Below are 19,041 nucleotides of genomic sequence, written 5' to 3' on the forward strand. Positions count from 1 at the left end.
ACGCCATGACTGCATTCCTGCAAATCCAGCGCCTGCGCAAGACTTACGACAATGTCGTCGCGATCGACCAGGTTTCGCTCGACGTGCGCAAGGGCGAATTCATGACTTTCCTCGGACCGTCAGGTTCGGGCAAGAGCACCACGCTCTATATCGTCGCGGGCTTTCAGGAGCCGACCGACGGACGCGTGCTGCTCGACGGCAAGTCGCTGTTGTCGGTCGCACCGAACCAGCGCAACATCGGCATGGTGTTTCAGCGCTATACGCTGTTCCCGCATCTCACGGTGGGCGAGAACGTTGCATTCCCGCTGCGGGTGCGCCGCCGGCCCGAAGCCGAAATCAACGCGAAAGTGGCGCAGATGCTGAAACTCGTTCACCTGTCCGAGTGTCGCGACCGGATGCCCGCCCAGCTCTCCGGCGGGCAGCAGCAGCGCGTCGCCATCGCGCGTGCGCTTGCCTACGATCCGCCCGTGTTGCTGATGGACGAGCCACTCTCCGCGCTTGACAAGAAACTGCGCGAGGAGATTCAACTGGAGTTGCGCCGCATTCACCAGGAAACCGGCGTGACGATCCTCTATGTCACGCACGACCAGGAAGAGGCGCTGCGCCTGTCGGACCGTATCGCCGTGTTCAACCAGGGCCGCATCGAGCAGGTCGGCACCGGAGAGGAGCTCTATGCGAACCCGGCGTCGCGCTTCGTCGCGAGCTTCATCGGCAATTCGAATTTCCTGCCGGTCAAGGTGACGAAGAACAGCGACGGTCGCATGGGCGGCGTGTTTCCCAACGGCCTCGAAATGGCGTCGGACGTGTTTCATCCGACGCTCGCAGCCGGCGACGAGGGCGCGCTGATGATTCGCCCGGAACAGATGCGTATCAGCTCGCTGCAGAGCGCAAGCGGTTCAAACGGTGCGAGCGGCACCGCGGGCTTGCCCGTGACCGTGCGCGACGTCACCTATCTCGGCGATGCGATGCACTACGCGGTGGCGACGCCGTGGCAGCAGGAAATCTCGATCCGCATGCCGGCCGCCCATCGGCACGACAACGGTATCGTGATTGGGGCGCAGGCACTCGTCGACTGGGACGCGCACGACGTGCGCCTCTTCGCGCAAGCCTGACGGCGGCATCCATGAGTCCCGAACTGCCGTCACTCAAGGTCCAGCGACCCACCGCCACGCTGCGCGAGCTCGCGCTCGAGAAAATGCGCACCGCTATCCTCGACGCGCATTTCCAGCCGGGCGAGCGGCTTATCGAGCGCTCGCTGTGCGAGATCCTGGGCGTGAGCCGAACCGTCGTGCGCGAGGTCCTGCGCCATCTGGAAACCGAAGGGCTGGTCGACTCGATACCGAACCAGGGGCCGATCGTTGCGGTCCTCGACTTCGACACGGCGGCCGAGATCTACGAAATACGCGCGTTGCTGGAAGGCGAGGCTGCGATGGCCTGCGCGCAGCATGCCGACGAGCCTCTGGTCGCCGATCTGGCGGCCTGTATCGAGCAGATCCAGCAAGCGTTCGAGGCGCAGGATCATCAGGCGGTGAAGGCGCTCACGTCGGCATTCTATGAACGCATGTTCCTCGCCGGGAAGAAGCATGTCGCGTGGGAGATCGTGCAGTCGTTGATCGCGCGCATCAACCGCCTGCGCGCGCTGACGATCGCTTCCGACGATCGCGGGCGCCAGGCGGTTGAAGAGATGCGCGAGATTCTCGCGGGTATCGCGACGGGAAACGGCGTGGCGGCGCGCGAGGCTGCAATCGCGCACGTGCACCGGGTGGCCGAGATCGCGCGCAAGCTGCTGGCTCACGGTCACGAGAGTGCTTCGTGGCGTCAGGCGGGGTAGTGCGCTGTTTTTGAGTCGCTTGGGGCGTGCAGAACGGTACTGAGCTCGGCTTTCCTTGCTTCTACTTTGCACTGCGAAGTAGGTGCCGTGTTTGCGGGCCAAACGTGACGGGCAGGGAACGCTGCCCTCGCGTCGCGGCGTCGCGGTCGACCGCCAGTTGAAATTTGCGGTAGTTGCGGCCCGAGTCCTGCCCGGGCCGCCCGATGCATTTTTATCTCCGGAAGGAACGATCGTGGAATTGAAATCGCTGTTGAAGGATCCGGCGCTCCTGCGTCATCAGGCTTATATCGACGGGCAATGGTGCACGGCCGACTCGGGCGAGCGCTTCGACGTGCGCGACCCGGCGACGGGCGCAACGCTCGGCAGCGTTTCGCTGATGGGCGCGGCAGAGACATCGCGCGCGATCGACGCCGCGAATGCGGCGTGGCCGGCGTGGCGGGCAACGACGGCGAAGGAGCGCGCGCGCGTCCTGCGTCGCTGGTACGAGCTCATGATCGAGAACGCCGACGACCTCGCGCTGATCCTCACGGCCGAGCAGGGCAAGCCGCTTGCCGAAGCAAAAGGCGAAATCGTCTACGGTGCGTCGTTTATCGAATGGTTCGCTGAAGAAGGCAAGCGCGTGGCCGGCGACACGCTCGCGACGCCGGCGGCCGACAAGCGCCTCGTGGTCGTCAAGGAGCCCGTGGGGGTTTGCGCGGCGATCACGCCATGGAATTTCCCGAACGCGATGATCACCCGCAAGGTCGGGCCGGCGCTGGCAGCTGGCTGTCCTATCGTCGTGAAGCCGGCCGAAGCTACGCCGTTCTCGGCGCTCGCGCTGGCGGTTCTCGCCGAGCGCGCTGGGGTGCCGAACGGCGTGCTCAATATCATTACCGGCGACCCGAAGGCGATCGGTGGCGCGCTGACGAGCAGCCACGTGGTGCGCAAGCTCTCGTTCACCGGATCGACGGGAGTGGGGCGGCTGCTGATGGCGCAGAGCGCGCCCACCGTGAAGAAGGTGACGCTCGAACTCGGCGGGAATGCACCGTTCATCGTGTTCGACGATGCCGATCTCGATGCCGCCGTGGAAGGTGCGATTGCTTCGAAGTACCGTAATAACGGGCAGACGTGTGTTTGCACCAATCGCTTCTACGTGCATGACCGGGTTTATGACGCGTTCGCCGCGAAGCTGGTGGTGGCGGTGAAAGGGCTGAAGGTGGGGCACGGTACGGAAGACGGCGTGACGCTGGGGCCGTTGATCAACGACGTGGCTGTCAGCAAGGTCGAAGCGCATATCGCGGACGCACTCGACAAAGGCGCGACGCTTGCTACCGGCGGCAAGCGGCATGCGCTCGGGCATGGCTTCTTCGAACCCACGGTGCTGCTGAATACCACGGCGCAGATGGATGTCGCGAGAGAAGAAACGTTCGGGCCGCTCGCGCCGCTGTTCCGCTTTTCGAGCGACGACGAGGTGGTGAAGCTCGCCAACGACACCGAGTTCGGGCTTGCCGCCTATTTCTATAGTCGCGATATCGGGCGCGTCTGGCGGGTGGCCGAGCAGCTCGAATACGGGATGGTCGGCATCAATACGGGCCTGATTTCGAACGAGGTCGCACCGTTCGGTGGCGTGAAGCAGTCTGGACTGGGCCGCGAAGGGTCGCACTACGGCATCGACGATTACCTGGTTATCAAGTACCTGTGCATGGCGGTTTGATCGACGCTTTATTCTCGAGTGGCCATGCTCTGTCATCGAGTCGAATCCGATTGGTGCCGTACGAGGCAATGGCACCTCTGCCGCTACGCGGGCTAACGTTGACCTGCTTTCGAGAAGGCGGCTCAAGACAGTCTCGGCATCCCGCAGATTCGTTCCGGTCTTATCCACTCAGGCGCTCGAGCACGCCGAGATTGGCGCCACGGATATGTAACGCGATACACCAGTGATTCCGTGGTCGGGAGCGGTTGCTGTCCGGACGGTGCCGGGGTGACGCCGTTGTGGCGCCGGGGTGGCGCTGAGGTCGCAGGCAGTGCGGATTCCGGTCGGACATGTGCGAACTTGCGCCATCGCTCGGAACGTCTCGGGTCCGCCCTTTAGTGTCTATTTGGTGTTCGGGAGGGATGACACGAATTTTTTAGGGGCCGGAGCGAAAAGCCTTACGGGCATTGGCTGACAGCACAGCCACGATCCAAAGTTAAATGAAATGTGATCACTTGCCGCCGCAAAATTTTGCACAATGGCGGCAGCGCGGTCTTGCGCCGCGATTCGACCGGGCGACCGGCCAGCCGGACCCGGGCCGGCCCGAGCCGATCACCGGTCACCACCAACCGCCATTACCGAGCCCGACCTGCCGCCACCCACCGCCATGGACCATCCGAAACGCATCCTGATCGTCGAGGACGACGCCGACATCGCCGACGTGCTGAGCCTGCACCTGCGCGACGAGCGCTACGAAGTCGTGCACAGCGCGGACGGCGCGGAAGGGCTGCGCCTGCTCGAACAGGGCAACTGGGACGCGCTGATCCTCGACCTGATGCTGCCGGGCGTCGACGGCCTCGAAATCTGCCGGCGCGCGCGTGCGATGACGCGCTACACGCCGATCATCATCACGAGCGCGCGGTCGAGCGAGGTGCACCGGATCCTCGGCCTCGAGCTCGGCGCCGACGACTATCTGGCGAAGCCGTTCTCGGTGCTCGAACTCGTCGCGCGCGTGAAGGCGCTGCTGCGGCGCGTCGACGCGCTCGCGCGCGATTCGCGGATCGACGCGGGCACGCTCGACATCGCCGGGCTGTCGATCGACCCGATCGCGCGCGAGGCGAGCGTCGACGGCGCGCGCATCGACCTCACGCCGCGCGAATTCGACCTGCTGTATTTCTTCGCGCGGCACCCGGGCAAGGTGTTCTCGCGGATGGACCTGCTCAATGCCGTGTGGGGCTACCAGCACGAAGGCTATGAACACACGGTCAACACCCACATCAACCGGCTGCGCGCGAAGATCGAGGCCGATCCGGCCGAGCCCGTGCGGATCCTCACCGTGTGGGGACGCGGCTACAAGCTCGCCGCGCCGGGCCAACGGGACGCGTCATGAAACTCACGCTCACCCAGCGGCTGTCGCTCGTGTTCTCGATCCTGCTGCTCGCGTGCTCGGGTGCGTCGGCGTGGCTGCAGATCCGCGCGAACGACATGCGCGAGAAGGAAGTCGTGCAGGGGCTGTCGCGCGACCTCGCCGCCAACATCGCCAACAGCGCGCCGCTGATGGACGCGAACGGGCTGCGCCCCGACGCCGTGCGCACGCTGTTCGGCCAGCTGATGGGCGTGAACCCGAGCGTCGAGGTGTACCTGCTCGACAACGCGGGGCGGATCAAGGGCGACGATGCGCCGCCCGGCCACGTGAAGCGCGACCGCGTCGATCTCGCGCCCGTGCAGCGCTTCATCGCGGGCCAGCCGCTGCCGATCCTCGGCGACGATCCGCGCAGCCCCGACGCGCGCAAGGTGTTCAGCGCCGCGCCGCTGCAGCGCGCCGGGCAGCCGCCGTCGGGCTATATCTACGTGGTGCTGCTCGGCGAGGCGCACGACCGGCTGGCCGCGCGCGTCGACGCCGGCAATGTGCTGCGCACGACGCTGTGGTCGATGGCGGTCGTCGCGCTGCTCGGGCTGCTCGCGGGCCTCACCGCGTTCAGCTTCATCACGCGCCCGCTGCGCCGGCTGACGGACGCGCTGCGCCGCTTCGACGCGAACGGCGCGCCCGACAGGCAGCCGCCGATGCCGCGCTCGCTGCCGGGCCGGCGCGGCGACGACATCGCGGTGCTCGAATCCGCGTTCGCGCAGATGGCCGACCGGATCGGCGACCAGTGGCGCACGCTGACGCACCAGGACCAGCAGCGGCGCGAACTGATCACGAACATCTCGCACGACCTGCGCACGCCGCTCACGTCGCTGCACGGCTATCTGGAGACGCTGTCGCTGAAGTCCGACGCGCTCGCCGAACCCGAACGCCGGCGCTACCTGTCGATCGCGCTCGCGCAGAGCGCGAAGGTCGGCCGGCTCGCGCAGGCGCTGTTCGAGCTCGCGCGGCTCGAATCGGGCGGCGTGCAGGCCGAGCGCGAGCCGTTCTCGCTCGTCGATCTCGTGCAGGACGTGTTCCAGAAATTCGAATTGGCCGCGCAGGCGCGCGGCGTCGTGCTGCATGCGCGGATCCCGCCGCGCGTGCCGGTCGTGTCGGCCGATCTCGGGATGATCGAGCGCGTGCTGACCAACCTGCTCGACAACGCGCTGCGGCACACGCCCTCGCACGGCGAGGTCGAGGTCGCGCTGGAGCCTCGAGGCGACCGCGTGGTCGTGACCGTGGCGGATACCGGCGAGGGGATTCCGGCGGCGCGGCGCGAAGGGTTGTTCCAGCGGCCGCAGCGGCCGATGAGCGGCGGCACGGTGACGAGCGGCGGGCTCGGCCTGCTGATCGTGCACCGGATGCTGGCGCTCAACGGCAGCAGCATCCGGCTCGTCGACCGGGCCGGGCGCGGCGCGGTGTTCGAGTTTGCGCTGGCGGTCGCGGCGCCGGCGGCCGGCGACGGCACGCGCTGACCGCGGTCGGCAGGCGCTACTTGCCGCGCTTGCGCCGCACGTCGCTCGGCGTCGTGCCGGTCCAGCGCTTGAACGCGTGACGGAATCCGACCGCGTCGCTGAAGCCGAGCGCCAGTGCGATGTCCTCGGTGCTGAGCGTGGTCGTGCCGAGGTAGTCGATCGCGAGCGCCTTGCGCACGCTCGTCAGCAGTTCGCTGTACGACGTGCCTTCGGCTTCGAGCTTGCGGCGCAGCGTGCGCGACGTGATGCAGAGGATGTCTGCGACCGCGTCGATGTCCGGGAAGTGTCCCGGCGTGCGGGTGAGTTCCTGGTAGACGCGGCGCGTGATGCCCGACTGGGTGCGCAATTCGTCGAGCAACTGCGCGCAATGCGACGACACCTGCGCGGCGGTGATCGGATTCGCGAGCTGCGGCGCGCGCGCGAGCCACGCTGCCGGGTAGTCGAGCACGTTGCGCGGCTGGCCGAACGCGAGCGGGCATTCGAGCGCGTCGGACAGCAACGCCGCATGCGGCGGCTCCGGCTGCGTGAACTGCGCGCGCGCCGGCACGCACCATGCACCCATCACGTCCTTGATGATCGTCACGTGCAGCGCGAACTGCATGTCGATCAGGAAGCGGTACAGCGACTCGTCGAGGCAGGGTAGCGGCAGGGTTTCCCGATCGGGAAACAGCCATGACACCGTGTCGTCCTGCACGACCCAGCGGATCTCGAGCATGCGGTTCGCGAGCTGGTGATATTTGACTGCCGAGTCGAACGCGTGGGCCATCGATTCCGAGCATAGCATCGCGTAGCCGTACATCCCGTAGCTCGACGCGTGTAGCCGGCGCCCGACCCGCACGCCGAGGTCCGGATTGCCATATGCGCGGATCGCGTTGCCCGCGGCGGTCAGGAATTGCTGCGACGACGTCACCGTGAACGGATCGGCGACCGCAGCGGGATCGAGATCGGTTCCCGCCAGCACCGCGCCGGTGTCGAGCCCCAGGTCCGACGCGACCTGCAGCAGGACCGCGAGCTTGGCCGGCGAGAAGCACTTCTCACGCAGCATGACGGGCATCGCGGCGCCGGGCGAGCGATCGCCGGAGCGCCGTGAATCCGCCGGTTTCAACAGCGCATCGCGCAGCATGAGCGAATCCTGAGTCTTGAGTCCGGTTCGATACCGGTTCCGGGTACGCGATTCTGCCTCTGAATGCGCCGGGTCGCCACAGGGTTCACCCTGAGTGCGGCCGCCCGCCGGCAGTTGTCCGTACACCTGGCGGGGGCAACGCAATCGGGCAACGTGACTGAATCGCCCTCCGGCGATCCGTACTGGCCGATGTCGACTACTTTCCCGCGTGTAAAGGCGCGTTCGTCTCGCCGAGCAACGTCAGAATTTTCTCGGTGACGAGTTCGGCCCATCGACGATATTGATTCGGCCCGGGATGGTACCGATCGATTGCCATCTCGGCGGGATTCGCGGCCCACTCGAGCGACACATAGCGTCGTGCGGGATGGAGGTCGGCCCAGCGCTGCAAGGCCAGATCGAGTCGAACGGCGTAGCGGCCGAGGTACCACCGCAGCGGATGCGGTGCGGCCGGCAGGATGCGCAGCGGCGGCAACCCTGTCACGACGATGCCGGCGGCGCAGGTGTGCAGTCCGAGATGATCCGCGAGCGCGATATAGTCGCGGATGAATTGCCCCGGCTTGCGCTGTGACGTGACGTCGTTCGTGCCGAGTGCCGTGACGAGATAATCGGCCGGCCCGATCTTGCTGCCCGTCAACAGCTTCAACGCCTCCTCCGTATTGACTCCGGACTTCGCGATCAGTTGCCATTCGACCCGCCGGCCCGTGGCGCGTGCCAGGAGCCGTGCAACCGGCTGCGCCAGTGCATGCTCCTGCTCGTCCACGCCCACGCCTGCCGCCGACGAATCGCCGACCACCAGAATGCGCAAGGGCGCCGTCGAGCCATCATCCGCGCCCTCGGCCCCCTCGCGCGGACCGTTGGCCTCGGGCAGGCGCAGCGCGGTTCGGCGCAACCAGCTCGCCTGAAGCAGCAGGATCGGACCAAGCGCGTATTTATATAGCGTCAACATAGAGCAAGAAGATCGAGGTGATGCGCTTCCGCAGTGAAGAATCGCGACGAGGCTACGCGACTTCGTTCAGAAAGGCCAGCGTGGCCGCAATGCCGGTCTTGTCGCGCAAGATCTTCCGGTGGCCCTGTTTCCGTGTCGAGAAAAGCCTTGCGTTGATGTGGTTCGAATGGAGTTCCTGCACCTGTCGGAACGGCACCTCGTCGTCGTCCTCGTCATGAATCAACAGTACCGGCCGATCGAAGCCACGGATCAGTCGCGCCGGCGCTATCTGGTCCCAACGCCACGCATTCCGATGTCGCCGTTCGAGTCGTACGCGCATTGCGTGAATGACAGACGCCTTGATCCGGAAAAATCGCGCAAAAGAGTCGGTGATGAATACGGCGTCGGAAAAGCAGCTGATCAGCACCAGCTTCGTCGCGGCGAGGCCGAACCTGCTGATCGACAACAGCGTGCAAGCCGCTCCGAAGGAGTGGCCTACGACGATATCGACGCCCCCGACGTGGGCCGAAACCGCGGCGATTGCCTGTGCGAACTCCATCATGTCGGTACCCTTGCCCGTCGATTGCCCGTGCGCGGGGCCATCCATCGTACAAACGCGGTAGCCTTGCTTCGAGAGTGCGTCGGCATAGCTGCCGAGATGGGTGCCGCGACTTCCCCATCCATGGACAAGCAGGACGGTCTTGTCGCCGGTGCCGTGAGTCAGCACGCGCAAGCGCTTATTGCCGACCGTCACGAAATCGAGCGTACCCTCTTGTTCGAACTTGCGTTCCCAGCGGCTCGCCCTGGTCGCGGGCGGCGTGAGAAAGATCTTGAGCGCGAGCCTCGCTGCGAGGCCCGGGCCGATCGGTTGTAGAAGCCGGAAGGCGCCCCTCAGTAGATGGACGTAGAGCCTGATGGCGAGTGGACTTCCAGCCAGCGTGACATCGTTGATCATCGTTGCTTTCCGTATTTGCTTTGCGATGTGCGTTCGAGTGCCGCCTCGGCGACGCCGAGCTTCCCTTCATGCAGCACTTTGGGCGGAACGGGATGAAGGTCCCAGATAATGCCGATCACCGCGAGCAGGCGCAGCACGCAGTACGTCAGATCCAGTTCCCACCAATAGAAGCCCGCGCGCGCCGAGTTCATATAGCGATGGTGATTGTTGTGCCACGATGCGCCCATCGTCGGGATCGCGAGCAGCCACGAATTGGTCGTGGTATCGGGCGTATCGAAACGGCGCTGATTGATCCAGCCCGGCTTGCGGGCATGCGTTAGCGTGTTGACGACGAACGTGGCGTGCAGCGATAACAAAGTGCTCAGAAAGAAGACCCAGACGACCGCGCTCATACCGAGGCCGGTGCGCCCGAACACTGCGGTGTATTGGCCGAGCAGGAAAATGCCGACGAGCAGAAGGTAGGGAAACAAGTAGTGGTATTTGTTGACCCATACCAACTCCGGAAAGCGAGCAAGATCCTTCGCACCGTCGAGATCGGTGTCGAGCTTGTCCTGATCGAGCACCCAGCCGACATGCGCATACCAGAAGCCGCGCTGGACCGGGGAGTGAGGATCGCCTGGCTGGTCCGAATGTCGGTGATGCTCCCTATGATGCGCAGCCCACCAGATCGGCCCACGTTGCCCGCCGGCGGCGGCGAGCAACGCAAGCACCAGCTGAAACGCACGCGACGTACTGAAGGCGCGATGCGAGAAATATCGGTGCGAGCCTCCCTCCCAGGCGAATACGCGTATGAAGAAGCCGATGATTGCCGCGGCCGCCAGGCCCCACGTGAACGGGACGACGAATATGGCCAGCGATGCCGCATGCAGCAGCCATACGCGGAATTTGACTATGCCGAGGCGTTCAGCGCGCTGAATTCCAGACGTCTGCATCATTTCGCTTTTTGCTTATGCCGAAACATCGCACTTTCGCGCTTGAACTTGCTCGATCGCGTTGACGAGTTCGCCGACGGTATCGATGTGGGCTGCCGTATCCTGGTCGAACTCGATCCCGAAATCGTCTTCGATGGCCATGATGATTTCGACGCTGTCGAGCGAGTCCGCCCTGAAGTCGCGACGGAAGGACTTTCCTGGCGATACGTCGGCCGGTGCGACGTCCAGCGCATGCGCGACGATGATTTGAACTTTTTCCAGAATGGATTGATTGGACATGCTTAGGCTCGGTGGGTTGAAGGTACGGCTTGAACTGTCGCGATCGCTTCGCGAACGGACCGCGGTATGCGTATGGGCGTCAAGGTGAGCGGATGAATGAAGGCGCCATGCTGCGTCGCTTGCAGCAACGCTTCGTCACTGTCGGTGCACATGAAAGCGAAAGCGACGACCCACCGTGAATAGGAAGCGGATTCGACCCAGGCGCGCCCGCGGACCACATCGCCGTAGCGGACGGGTTTCAAGTACCTGACGTGGGTCTCGGCTATGACCGACAGGTGCTCCGGTGCACCGCAATCGAATTCCGGACAGCAGCGCGCCATGAGGGTGACGCGAAGGGCCTCCATCCAGCGCGGCGCGACGGTATTGCTGACGAAGCCGGTGAAGTCGACCTCATAAGGCAACGGGCGGAACTCCAGCTCGACCGCGAGCCCTGACGGCTGGTCTGCGAACGCGGCGCGACTCATCGGCGAAAGACAACCATCTTCTGCACGGGACTCAGGCTCATCTGGACCAAGCCGACGATTCCTGCACGAAAGCTGCTTTCCGCAGCCAGAAAGTAGCGATCGTAGTGCGCGTATATCTCCGTTCCGAAGCGGGCTTCGATTTCGCTGCGATGACGGACCAGCCGCTCACGCCAATTGGCCAGTGTTCGCGCATAATCCAGGCCGATCTGCCTTGCCTCGACTATTTCGTAGGCATCCTGGACGCCAGCCTGGATATCGCTGATCGCGGGCAGCGTCGAGCCTGGGAATACGCGTTCGAGCAGGTATCGCGTGTCGCGCACTTCTTGCAGATTCCTCGGCATGCACAATGTCACGATGGTCTGCAGCCCCAAGCGGGCGTGATCGGTCGACACGGAGCGACACCACTGGAAGAACTCGGTATAGACACTGCGATGCTGACCGGCATCCCGATCGTTCAGCGACGCGAAGTGTTCGAAGGCGCCAATCGAGACCAGTGCATCGAATTTGCACGAGGGGGCGTAATCCTTCCATGACGTAAGCTTCACTTCGATCCGCGGATCGTTCAGATCCGACACGAAGCGATACTGGTCTTCGCTCAAGGTTACGCCGACCGCGGACGCAGCCCCGGCGTCGGCGAGTGCATGCTGCATCATGCCACCCCATCCGCAGCCGATATCGAGCACTGCCTGTCCCGACGAGATCCCGGCGAAGCGGCTCAAACGGGCCAGTTTCTGATGCTGCGCCTCTTCGAGCGTCGATACGCCGTCCCAAACCGCGCAGCTATACGCGCGATATCGTTTATCGAGGATAAGTTCGTATAACGAATTATCAACATCATAGTGGTATGCGATGTCTGCCTTGCTGGCCATGATCACTCTTTTCTGTTCAATGCGGGTCGTGGGCGACCAGCGATTTCTGATACTTGCGAAGTGCGTGCGGCGTGTCGAACGGCTCGTTCAGCAGCGAGGAAAGATTGGACAGTATCCCGCGCTCCACCTTCGTTTCCCAGTCTGCGGTGAAACGAATTTCACCGTCCAACCATTGACCAAGCCATTCCGGATCGGGCAACCGACCGTTCACGGTGTCATTGGGGAACAGGGTCTTGTTGACGTGCAGATTCGTCGGATGCATCGCCCGGTTCATGCGCGGGTTCGTCATCAGGACGCCGATCTTCGAAAACGCGCGCCTTGCGTCGTCGGGATGATGTGCGATGGCGCGCTGCATATAGGAATAGTATGCACGCGCATGCCGGGCTTCATCGTTGGCCAGCAATTGATAGATTGCGCGGATGACGGGCTCGCTGTGGTATTCCCTCGCGCATCGATACCAGTTGTTCAGGCGCACCTCGCCGCAAAAGTGCAAGGCGAGACTGTCCAGTGCGGGTGCCGTGTCGAACGAGAACCGTACGGACCCCAACTCGGACTCTGTCGGCACGAAATCCGGCGCGAAGCGACGCAAATACTCCATCAAGACGAGGCTGTGCTTTTGTTCCTCGAAGAACCAGATGGAGATGAACGCCGAGAAATCGGTGTCTTCCTGATTGTCCCGCAGGAACATCTCGGCGGTTGGCATGGCCGACCATTCGAGGATGGCGTTCATCTTGATGCCGTGCAGTTGGCGTTCCGTCACCTTGCCCGGATTGAAATCCCCCCAAGGGACATCGGTGCACAAATCCCAGCGAGCGCGTTCGAGACTTTCGAATAAACCTGGATAAAGCATCCCTTAATCACCTTCGCTAAGCAGCAATTCATTTCCGGTGACGCGCTCGCGAAGCACCGGGATACACGAGCCACAGCCGTCCAGGCATGACGAATAGCATTCGAGCATTTCCGTGAATGGCAAGGGAATATCCGCCTGGGCGGCGACGATTTCGTCGATGGATTTATTGGAGCAGATGCAAAACATAAGTGACGCAGCTAAAACGCATGTTATCCACGCAATCACGAATCCGCGCCGTCAAGCCCCTGCGCGACCCGGTGACATCCCGTCGCGCGCAGGAATACGGCGTTGATCTCAACTCGATACGCAAAGCTGCGATCGATTGATAATGCAAAAAGTGAAATGCGAGGATTAACTTTGATCAGCCGAGTAAACGCACGCCCCGCCATGAAGCGCGGTGCGAAAGCCGTCTCGGAAGTCCCCAGTGGAAGTTGCCGTGCTGCGGCATCGAAGAAAAATCAATTGGTTCGCGGCCTTTGCGAACAATCGACTGGGTATGAAAACCCATGTGGCCTCTCGATTTTAGAATGGTGGAATTATTCTACTAGTGAGGCTTTGTTTCGTCAATATCAGAATGTATGGCGGCGAATTAGATCGAATGGATTTCGTTTTCCGATGGCGCAATCGTGCCGAGGTTTACTGCGCTTGACCTTTTGCAATATTCCGGACCGCGCAGTCGGCCGCCGGGCAGGAAATCAGAAAGCCGTTGTAGTGCATCGTGAATGCCTCGCGCGGATCGTTCGATATTGACGAAGCGGAAATCATCTGAATCAAGTGCATTCAAATTGCCGCCGTCTTGCGCGGCACATGCGCGCTTTGCATCGAAAACCCATCGCCAGGATGTGTCACGAACGAAGTGACCGCGATACGCGGCAGGGCGTTGCGTCCTGCGCGGTAAAGCGCGCGAACGACCCGCATGTCCGTTTCGATCATCTTTGCGGCCGCGCCGATCATTTGCAAATCACGGCCGCCGAGCGATAGTCGACGCTCGACTGGCTGCCCTCACTCGCCCCGGCGACGTGTGCGGCCGCACAAGGATACCTATATGAGCAAGAGACACTGGACCGGGTCGTATGGCTCGATCCCCGCCGAGATCGACGCCGATCGCCATCCTTCCGTTAGCGCGCTGCTGGACGACGCGATGCGCCGCTTCGCCGATCGTCCGGCGTTCCATGCGTTCGGCCGTACGCTGACCTATGCCGATGTCGACCGCCTGTCGAGCGCGCTGGCCGCGTATCTGCAGCAGGTCGTCGGCGTGCGCAAGGGCGACCGCGTGGCCGTGATGCTGCCCAACGTGCTCGCGTTTCCGGTCGTGTTCGTCGCCGTCGCGAGGATCGGCGCGATCCAGGTCAACGTGAACCCGTACTACACCGCGCGCGAGCTCGAGCATCAGCTCAACGACGCGGGCGTCGAGGTCGCCGTGGTGTGCGGCGGGTCGATGGGCACGTTCGCCGACGTGGTCGGCGGCACGCGCGTGCGCACCGTGCTGAGCGTGGGGCACGGCGATCTCGGCGTGGTCGACGCGCCGGCCGGTGCGTGCGACGCGCTGCCGCCCGGTTCGATCGCGCTGGCGGACGCGATCGCCGCGGGCGAGTCGCTCGCGTGCGAGCCGGTCGCGCTGGGCGGCGCGGACCTGCTGCTGCTGCAATACACGGGCGGCACGACCGGATTGTCGAAGGGCGCCGCGCTGTCGCACCGCAACCTCGTCGCGAACATCGGACAGTTCGCGGCGATCGTGCCGGCCGCGCGGGAGCCGGGCGAGGAGGTCGTCGTCACCGCGATCCCGCTGTATCACATCTTCGCGCTGACGGTGAACTTCCTGTCCTACTTCGCGATCGGCGCGCAGAACTGGCTCGTCGCGAACCCGCGCGACATGGACGCGTTCATCGACGTGCTGAAGGCCGCGCGGCCGACCGTGTTCGTCGGCGTGAACACGCTGTACGCGGGGCTCGCCGGCCATCCGCGCCTGAAGGAAGTCGACTGGTCGCGGCTGAAGCTGTCGGCCGGCGGCGGCGCGGCGGTGATCGACGTGATCTCGTCGCGCTGGAAGGCGGTGACGGGCAATTTCATCCGCGAGGGCTACGGGCTGTCGGAAACGTCGCCGGTCGTATCGTTCAACCCGCAGTCGATCGACGCATTCACGGGCACCACGGGCCTGCCGCTGCCGTCGACCGACGTGAAGCTGCTCGACGACCAGGATCGCGAGGTCGCGATCGGCGAAGCGGGCGAGATCTGCGTGAAGGGGCCGCAGGTGATGAGCGGCTACTGGGAGAAACCGGAAGCGAACGCGGCCGCGTTCACGGCGGACGGCTATTTCCGCACCGGCGACGTCGGCGTGTTCGACGCAGCCGGCTTCCTGCGGATCGTCGATCGCAAGAAGGACATGATCATCGTGTCGGGCTTCAACGTGTATCCGAACGAGGTGGAGGCCGTCGCGACCGCGCTGCCGGGCGTCGCCGAATGCGCGTGCATCGGCGTGCCGGACGCGCGCACGGGCGAGGCCGTCAAGCTGTTCGTGGTGCCGGCGCCGGATGCCGACGTGACGGTGGCGCAGCTCGTCGAGCATTGCCGCGCGAGCCTCGCGGCCTACAAGGTGCCGAAGCTCGTCCGCTTCGTCGACCGGCTGCCGAAGTCGACGGTCGGCAAGATCCTGCGCCGGGAACTCAGCCGCACCGACTGATGGCGCCGAAGCGCCGCGCGGCCGCGGCTGCGCGGCCCGGCGCGCCGAAAGCCCCGAAAGCCCCGAAAGCCCCGAAAGCCCCGAAGCAGGCGCGCGGGCCGCTCAAGTACAATGCGAGCGGTTCGATCGACGGGGACGCGATGACCGGCTCAGATTCCCTTTCCGCCCTGCCCGGGCGTGCGCTGCCATCGCCGAGCGCGACGGTGCCGATCTCGCTCGTCAACGGTTTCCTTGCGAGCGCGGGTGCACGGCGCGACGTGGTCGAACGCTACCTGCGCGGGGCCGGCATTCCGATCGAGCTGCTCGGCGAGCCGCATGCGCGCGTGACGGAGGAGCAGTTCTCGACGCTGTACCGCACGCTCGCGATCGATCTCGACGACGAGATGCCCGGCATCTTCTCGCGCCCGCTGCGCGGCGGCACGCTGAAGTACCTGTGCCTGAGCCTGCTCGATGCGCGCAACCTCGAAACGGCACTGCATCGCTTCGGCCAGTTCTTCCATATCCTGCTCGACGACTTCTTCGTCGAATCGAAGCGCGACGGTCTCGTCGCGCAGGTGCTGCTGCGCCCGAACGACGCCATCGGCCCGATCGGCGCGCTCGGCCAGGAGCTGATGCTCAAGCTCGTGCACGGCGTATGTTCCTGGCTGATCGGGCAGAAGATCCCGCTGCTGCGGATCGAGTTCGCGTGCCCGCGGCCGCGCCATGCGGTCGACCACCTGTACTTCTTCACCGGCTCCGTGCAGTTCGACTGCGAGCGCACGCTGATGCGCTTCAGCGCGGACTACCTCGACGCGCCGATCCGGCAGAGCAAGCGCAACCTGCGCAAGTTCCTCGCGCGCGCCCCCGGCGACTGGATCTTCGAATCGTTCAGCGAACAGCTCGTGTGCCATCGCGTGCGGCAATACCTGTCGGCGGCGCTGCCCGACCTGCCCGCGATCGACCAGGCGGCCGAGCACCTGCATTGCTCGGTGCGCACGCTGAGCCGCCACCTTGCCGCCGAAGGGACGACGTTCCAGGCACTCAAGGACGAACTGCGGCGCGACATCGCGATCCAGCGGCTGACCGATACGCCCGATACGATCGCCGCGATCGGCGCGGATATCGGCTTCGACGATCCGAGCGCGTTTCATCGCGCGTTCCGGCACTGGACGGGGAGTACGCCGGGGACGTATCGGCGGCGGGCGTAGTGCTTGGGGGAGCCGGTTTTCGAAGACGGCTCCCATAACAGGCTTCCATTGCTCGTTCCCATAACCGGCTTCCTTCGCCCGCTCCCATGGCCGGCTCCCATCGTCGATTCCCATAATCGGCTCCCGTTGTGGCCGTCGACCGCCCGCCGACGGCATGCTCGGCCACTTCGGCAGGCATGCCGATTGCTCTCCGTTTTCGCCAAAACCGGCTCCGGTCAAACCCTTATCCAGCCAGCCGTTTCCGGCCGCGCCCGCGCATCCCGTGGCCGATTTTGTCACCATGTGGGCCGGATATGACAACGGGAATCGGCCATCGCGGCATTACGATGGGTCACCTCGTCGCCCGGGCCTGGCCGGTTCTGCCGTATCGGCCCCGTGGCGCACCTCATTCACCGCCTGATTGGAACATCGACCATGAGCTATAACGCCCCCGTCAAGGACATGCTGTTCGTGCTGAAGGAACTCGCGGGCATCGACGCCGTTGCGCAGTTGCCGGGCTTCGAGGATGCCGGTTACGACACGGCGCAGGCCGTGCTCGACGAATCCGCGAAATTCTGCGGCGAGGTGCTGGCGCCGCTGAACGTCGAAGGCGACCGCAACCCGAGCAGCTGGAAGGACGGCGTCGTGACCGCGACGCCGGGCTTCGCGCAAGCGTTCCGCCAGTTCGTCGAAGGCGGCTGGCAGGGGCTGCAGCATCCGGCCGAGTACGACGGCCAGGGGCTGCCGAAGCTGATCGCGACGCCGTGCATCGAGATGCTGAACGCGTCGAACCTGTCGTTCGCGCTGTGCCCGCTGCTGACCGACGGCGCGATCGAGGCGCTGCTGACGGCCGGCACCGACGAGCAGAAGCAGCGCTACGTGCCGAAGCTGATCTCGGGCGAATGGACCGGCACGATGAACCTGACCGAGCCGCAGGCGGGCTCCGATCTCGCGCTGGTGCGCTCGCGCGCGGAGCCGCAGGGCGACGGCACCTACAAGGTGTTCGGTACGAAGATCTTCATCACGTGGGGCGAGCACGACATGGCGGACAACATCGTCCACCTGGTGCTGGCGCGCACGCCGAACGCGCCGGAAGGCGTGAAGGGCATCTCGCTGTTCATCGTGCCGAAGTTCATGGTCAACGACGACGGCTCGCTGGGCGCGCGCAACGACGTGCACTGCGTGTCGATCGAGCACAAGCTCGGAATCAAGGCGAGCCCGACCGCGGTGCTGCAATACGGCGACCACGGCGGCGCGATCGGTTATCTCGTGGGCGAGGAAAACCGCGGCCTCGAATACATGTTCATCATGATGAACGCGGCGCGCTTCGGCGTCGGGATGCAGGGGATCGGCGTGGCCGATCGCGCATACCAGAAGGCCGCGGAATTCGCGAAGGAACGCGTGCAGAGCCGCCCGGTCGATGGTTCGGCGAAGCAGTCGGTGACGATCATCCATCACCCGGACGTGCGCCGGATGCTCGGCACGATGCGTGCACTGACCGAAGGCGCGCGGGCGCTGGCGTACGTGGCAGCCGCGCACAGCGACATTGCCCACCGCCATTCGGACGAGGCGACGCGTGGCCGTCATCAGGCAATCTACGAGTATCTGGTGCCGGTCGTGAAGGGCTGGAGCACGGAGATGGTGAACGACGTGGCGAGCCTGGGCGTGCAGGTGCACGGCGGGATGGGCTTCATCGAGGAGACGGGCGCGGCGCAGTACTACCGCGATGCACGGATCCTGGCGATCTACGAAGGCACGACGTCGATCCAGGCGAACGACCTGGTGGGCCGCAAGACGATGCGCGACGGCGGCGCGGTGGCGAAGGCGCTGATCGCGGAGATCGGCGACACGGTGGCGGCGCTGGGCAAGCTGGACGGCGCGGCGGCCGCATCGATGAAGGCGCAGTTGGAAAAGGGCGCGCGCGCGCTGTCGTCGGTGGTGGACTACGTGGTGGCGAACGCGAAGCAGGACCCGAACGCGGTGTTCGCGGGCAGCGTGCCGTACCTGAAGCTGGCGGGCGTGGTGCTGTGCGGCTGGCAGATGGCGCGAGCGCTGGTGGCCGCGCAGGCGAACCGCGCGAGCGACCCGGCGTTCTTCGACGCGAAGATCGCGATCGCGCAATGCTATGCGGAGCACATTCTCGTGCAGGCAGGCGGGCTCGAAGCGTCGATCGTCGGCGCGAAGGGCAACGAGAGCGTGCTCGCGTTGACGGAAGACCAGTTCTGATCGATTGACGGTCGGGACGCAGGAGGAGACAGGATTTTGACCACACAGGACTTGCTCGCGCAATACGGCCCGCGCGAATCGATGGAATACGACGTCGTGATCGTCGGCGGCGGCCCCGCCGGGCTGTCGGCGGCGATCCGGCTCAAGCAGCTGGCCGCCGAGAAAGGCACCGAGATCGGCGTGTGC

18 protein-coding genes are annotated in these 19,041 nt (G+C 64.7%); 9 read left to right on the forward strand and 9 right to left on the reverse strand.

What is annotated here, in order from left to right:
* The first annotated feature begins 5 nt into the window (after positions 1-5).
* The 5 genes from GD429_RS20810 to GD429_RS20830 all read left to right on the forward strand — a co-directional run bounded on the left by GD429_RS20810 (position 6) and on the right by GD429_RS20830 (position 6,386).
* On the forward strand, positions 6-1,112 hold the full coding sequence (locus tag GD429_RS20810) for an ABC transporter ATP-binding protein (RefSeq protein WP_152859443.1): 1,107 nt from the start codon (positions 6-8) through the stop codon (positions 1,110-1,112).
* Between the two features lie 11 nt (positions 1,113-1,123).
* Complete coding sequence (locus GD429_RS20815; RefSeq protein ID WP_152859445.1) at positions 1,124-1,831, forward strand: GntR family transcriptional regulator; 708 nt, start codon at positions 1,124-1,126, stop codon at positions 1,829-1,831.
* A 232-nt stretch (positions 1,832-2,063) separates the two neighbouring features.
* Positions 2,064-3,524 carry an NAD-dependent succinate-semialdehyde dehydrogenase gene (locus GD429_RS20820; RefSeq protein WP_321574744.1) on the forward strand — a complete coding sequence of 487 codons (1,461 nt, stop codon included), beginning with the start codon at positions 2,064-2,066 and terminating at the stop codon, positions 3,522-3,524.
* Between the two features lie 646 nt (positions 3,525-4,170).
* A complete protein-coding gene (locus tag GD429_RS20825) occupies positions 4,171-4,893 on the forward strand; it encodes a response regulator transcription factor (protein WP_047904016.1) in 723 nt (240 codons plus the stop codon).
* On the forward strand, positions 4,890-6,386 hold the full coding sequence (locus GD429_RS20830; protein ID WP_152859447.1) for a sensor histidine kinase: 1,497 nt from the start codon (positions 4,890-4,892) through the stop codon (positions 6,384-6,386). The genes GD429_RS20825 and GD429_RS20830 overlap by 4 nt, the downstream gene beginning before the upstream one ends.
* Positions 6,387-6,402: 16 nt before the next feature.
* On the opposite strand, the gene GD429_RS20835 is transcribed toward GD429_RS20830, so the two are convergent.
* From GD429_RS20835 to GD429_RS40550, 9 genes are all read right to left on the reverse strand, one after another.
* Positions 6,403-7,509: an AraC family transcriptional regulator gene (locus tag GD429_RS20835; RefSeq protein WP_152859449.1), complete on the reverse strand. Its 1,107-nt coding sequence runs from the start codon at positions 7,507-7,509 to the stop codon at positions 6,403-6,405.
* A gap of 196 nt (positions 7,510-7,705) precedes the next feature.
* Complete coding sequence (locus GD429_RS20840; RefSeq protein ID WP_193727152.1) at positions 7,706-8,455, reverse strand: SGNH/GDSL hydrolase family protein; 750 nt, start codon at positions 8,453-8,455, stop codon at positions 7,706-7,708.
* Positions 8,456-8,507: 52 nt separating this feature from the next.
* The gene (locus tag GD429_RS20845; RefSeq protein ID WP_152859452.1) at positions 8,508-9,389 is read right to left on the reverse strand and encodes an alpha/beta fold hydrolase; all 882 of its coding nucleotides are present in this window, start codon (positions 9,387-9,389) and stop codon (positions 8,508-8,510) included.
* Positions 9,386-10,324, reverse strand: a complete 939-nt coding sequence (locus GD429_RS20850; protein ID WP_152859454.1) for an acyl-CoA desaturase — start codon at positions 10,322-10,324, stop codon at positions 9,386-9,388. The genes GD429_RS20845 and GD429_RS20850 overlap by 4 nt, the downstream gene beginning before the upstream one ends.
* 12 nt (positions 10,325-10,336) lie before the next feature.
* A complete protein-coding gene (gene acpP / locus GD429_RS20855) occupies positions 10,337-10,600 on the reverse strand; it encodes an acyl carrier protein (protein ID WP_152859456.1) in 264 nt (87 codons plus the stop codon).
* A 2-nt stretch (positions 10,601-10,602) separates the two neighbouring features.
* Entirely contained in the window at positions 10,603-11,064 is a 462-nt protein-coding gene (locus GD429_RS20860; protein WP_152859458.1) for an acyl-CoA thioesterase, read from the reverse strand.
* On the reverse strand, positions 11,061-11,933 hold the full coding sequence (locus GD429_RS20865) for an SAM-dependent methyltransferase (RefSeq protein ID WP_152859460.1): 873 nt from the start codon (positions 11,931-11,933) through the stop codon (positions 11,061-11,063). Before GD429_RS20865 ends, GD429_RS20860 begins: the two co-directional genes overlap by 4 nt.
* Before the next feature lie 16 nt (positions 11,934-11,949).
* The gene (locus tag GD429_RS20870; RefSeq protein ID WP_152859462.1) at positions 11,950-12,783 is read right to left on the reverse strand and encodes a ferritin; all 834 of its coding nucleotides are present in this window, start codon (positions 12,781-12,783) and stop codon (positions 11,950-11,952) included.
* A gap of 780 nt (positions 12,784-13,563) precedes the next feature.
* Complete coding sequence (locus GD429_RS40550; RefSeq protein ID WP_193727153.1) at positions 13,564-13,737, reverse strand: hypothetical protein; 174 nt, start codon at positions 13,735-13,737, stop codon at positions 13,564-13,566.
* A 91-nt stretch (positions 13,738-13,828) separates the two neighbouring features.
* Here GD429_RS40550 and GD429_RS20880 point away from each other — a divergent pair, with 91 nt between their 5' ends.
* The 4 genes from GD429_RS20880 to GD429_RS20895 form a co-directional block, all read left to right on the forward strand.
* Positions 13,829-15,463 (forward strand): AMP-binding protein, encoded by a 1,635-nt coding sequence (locus tag GD429_RS20880; RefSeq protein ID WP_152859464.1) that lies wholly within the window; start codon positions 13,829-13,831, stop codon positions 15,461-15,463.
* Positions 15,463-16,650, forward strand: coding sequence for an AraC family transcriptional regulator (locus GD429_RS20885; RefSeq protein ID WP_152859466.1), 1,188 nt, complete (start codon positions 15,463-15,465; stop codon positions 16,648-16,650). Before GD429_RS20880 ends, GD429_RS20885 begins: the two co-directional genes overlap by 1 nt.
* Positions 16,651-17,064: 414 nt before the next feature.
* Positions 17,065-18,855, forward strand: coding sequence for an acyl-CoA dehydrogenase (locus GD429_RS20890; protein ID WP_152859467.1), 1,791 nt, complete (start codon positions 17,065-17,067; stop codon positions 18,853-18,855).
* Positions 18,856-18,891: 36 nt separating this feature from the next.
* On the forward strand, positions 18,892-19,041 hold a 150-nt coding region (locus tag GD429_RS20895; protein WP_124636892.1), incomplete at its 3' end, for an FAD-dependent oxidoreductase.

This window comes from Burkholderia sp. BE17 (assembly GCF_009362305.1).
GTDB classification, from domain to species: Bacteria; Pseudomonadota; Gammaproteobacteria; order Burkholderiales; family Burkholderiaceae; genus Burkholderia; species Burkholderia pyrrocinia_C.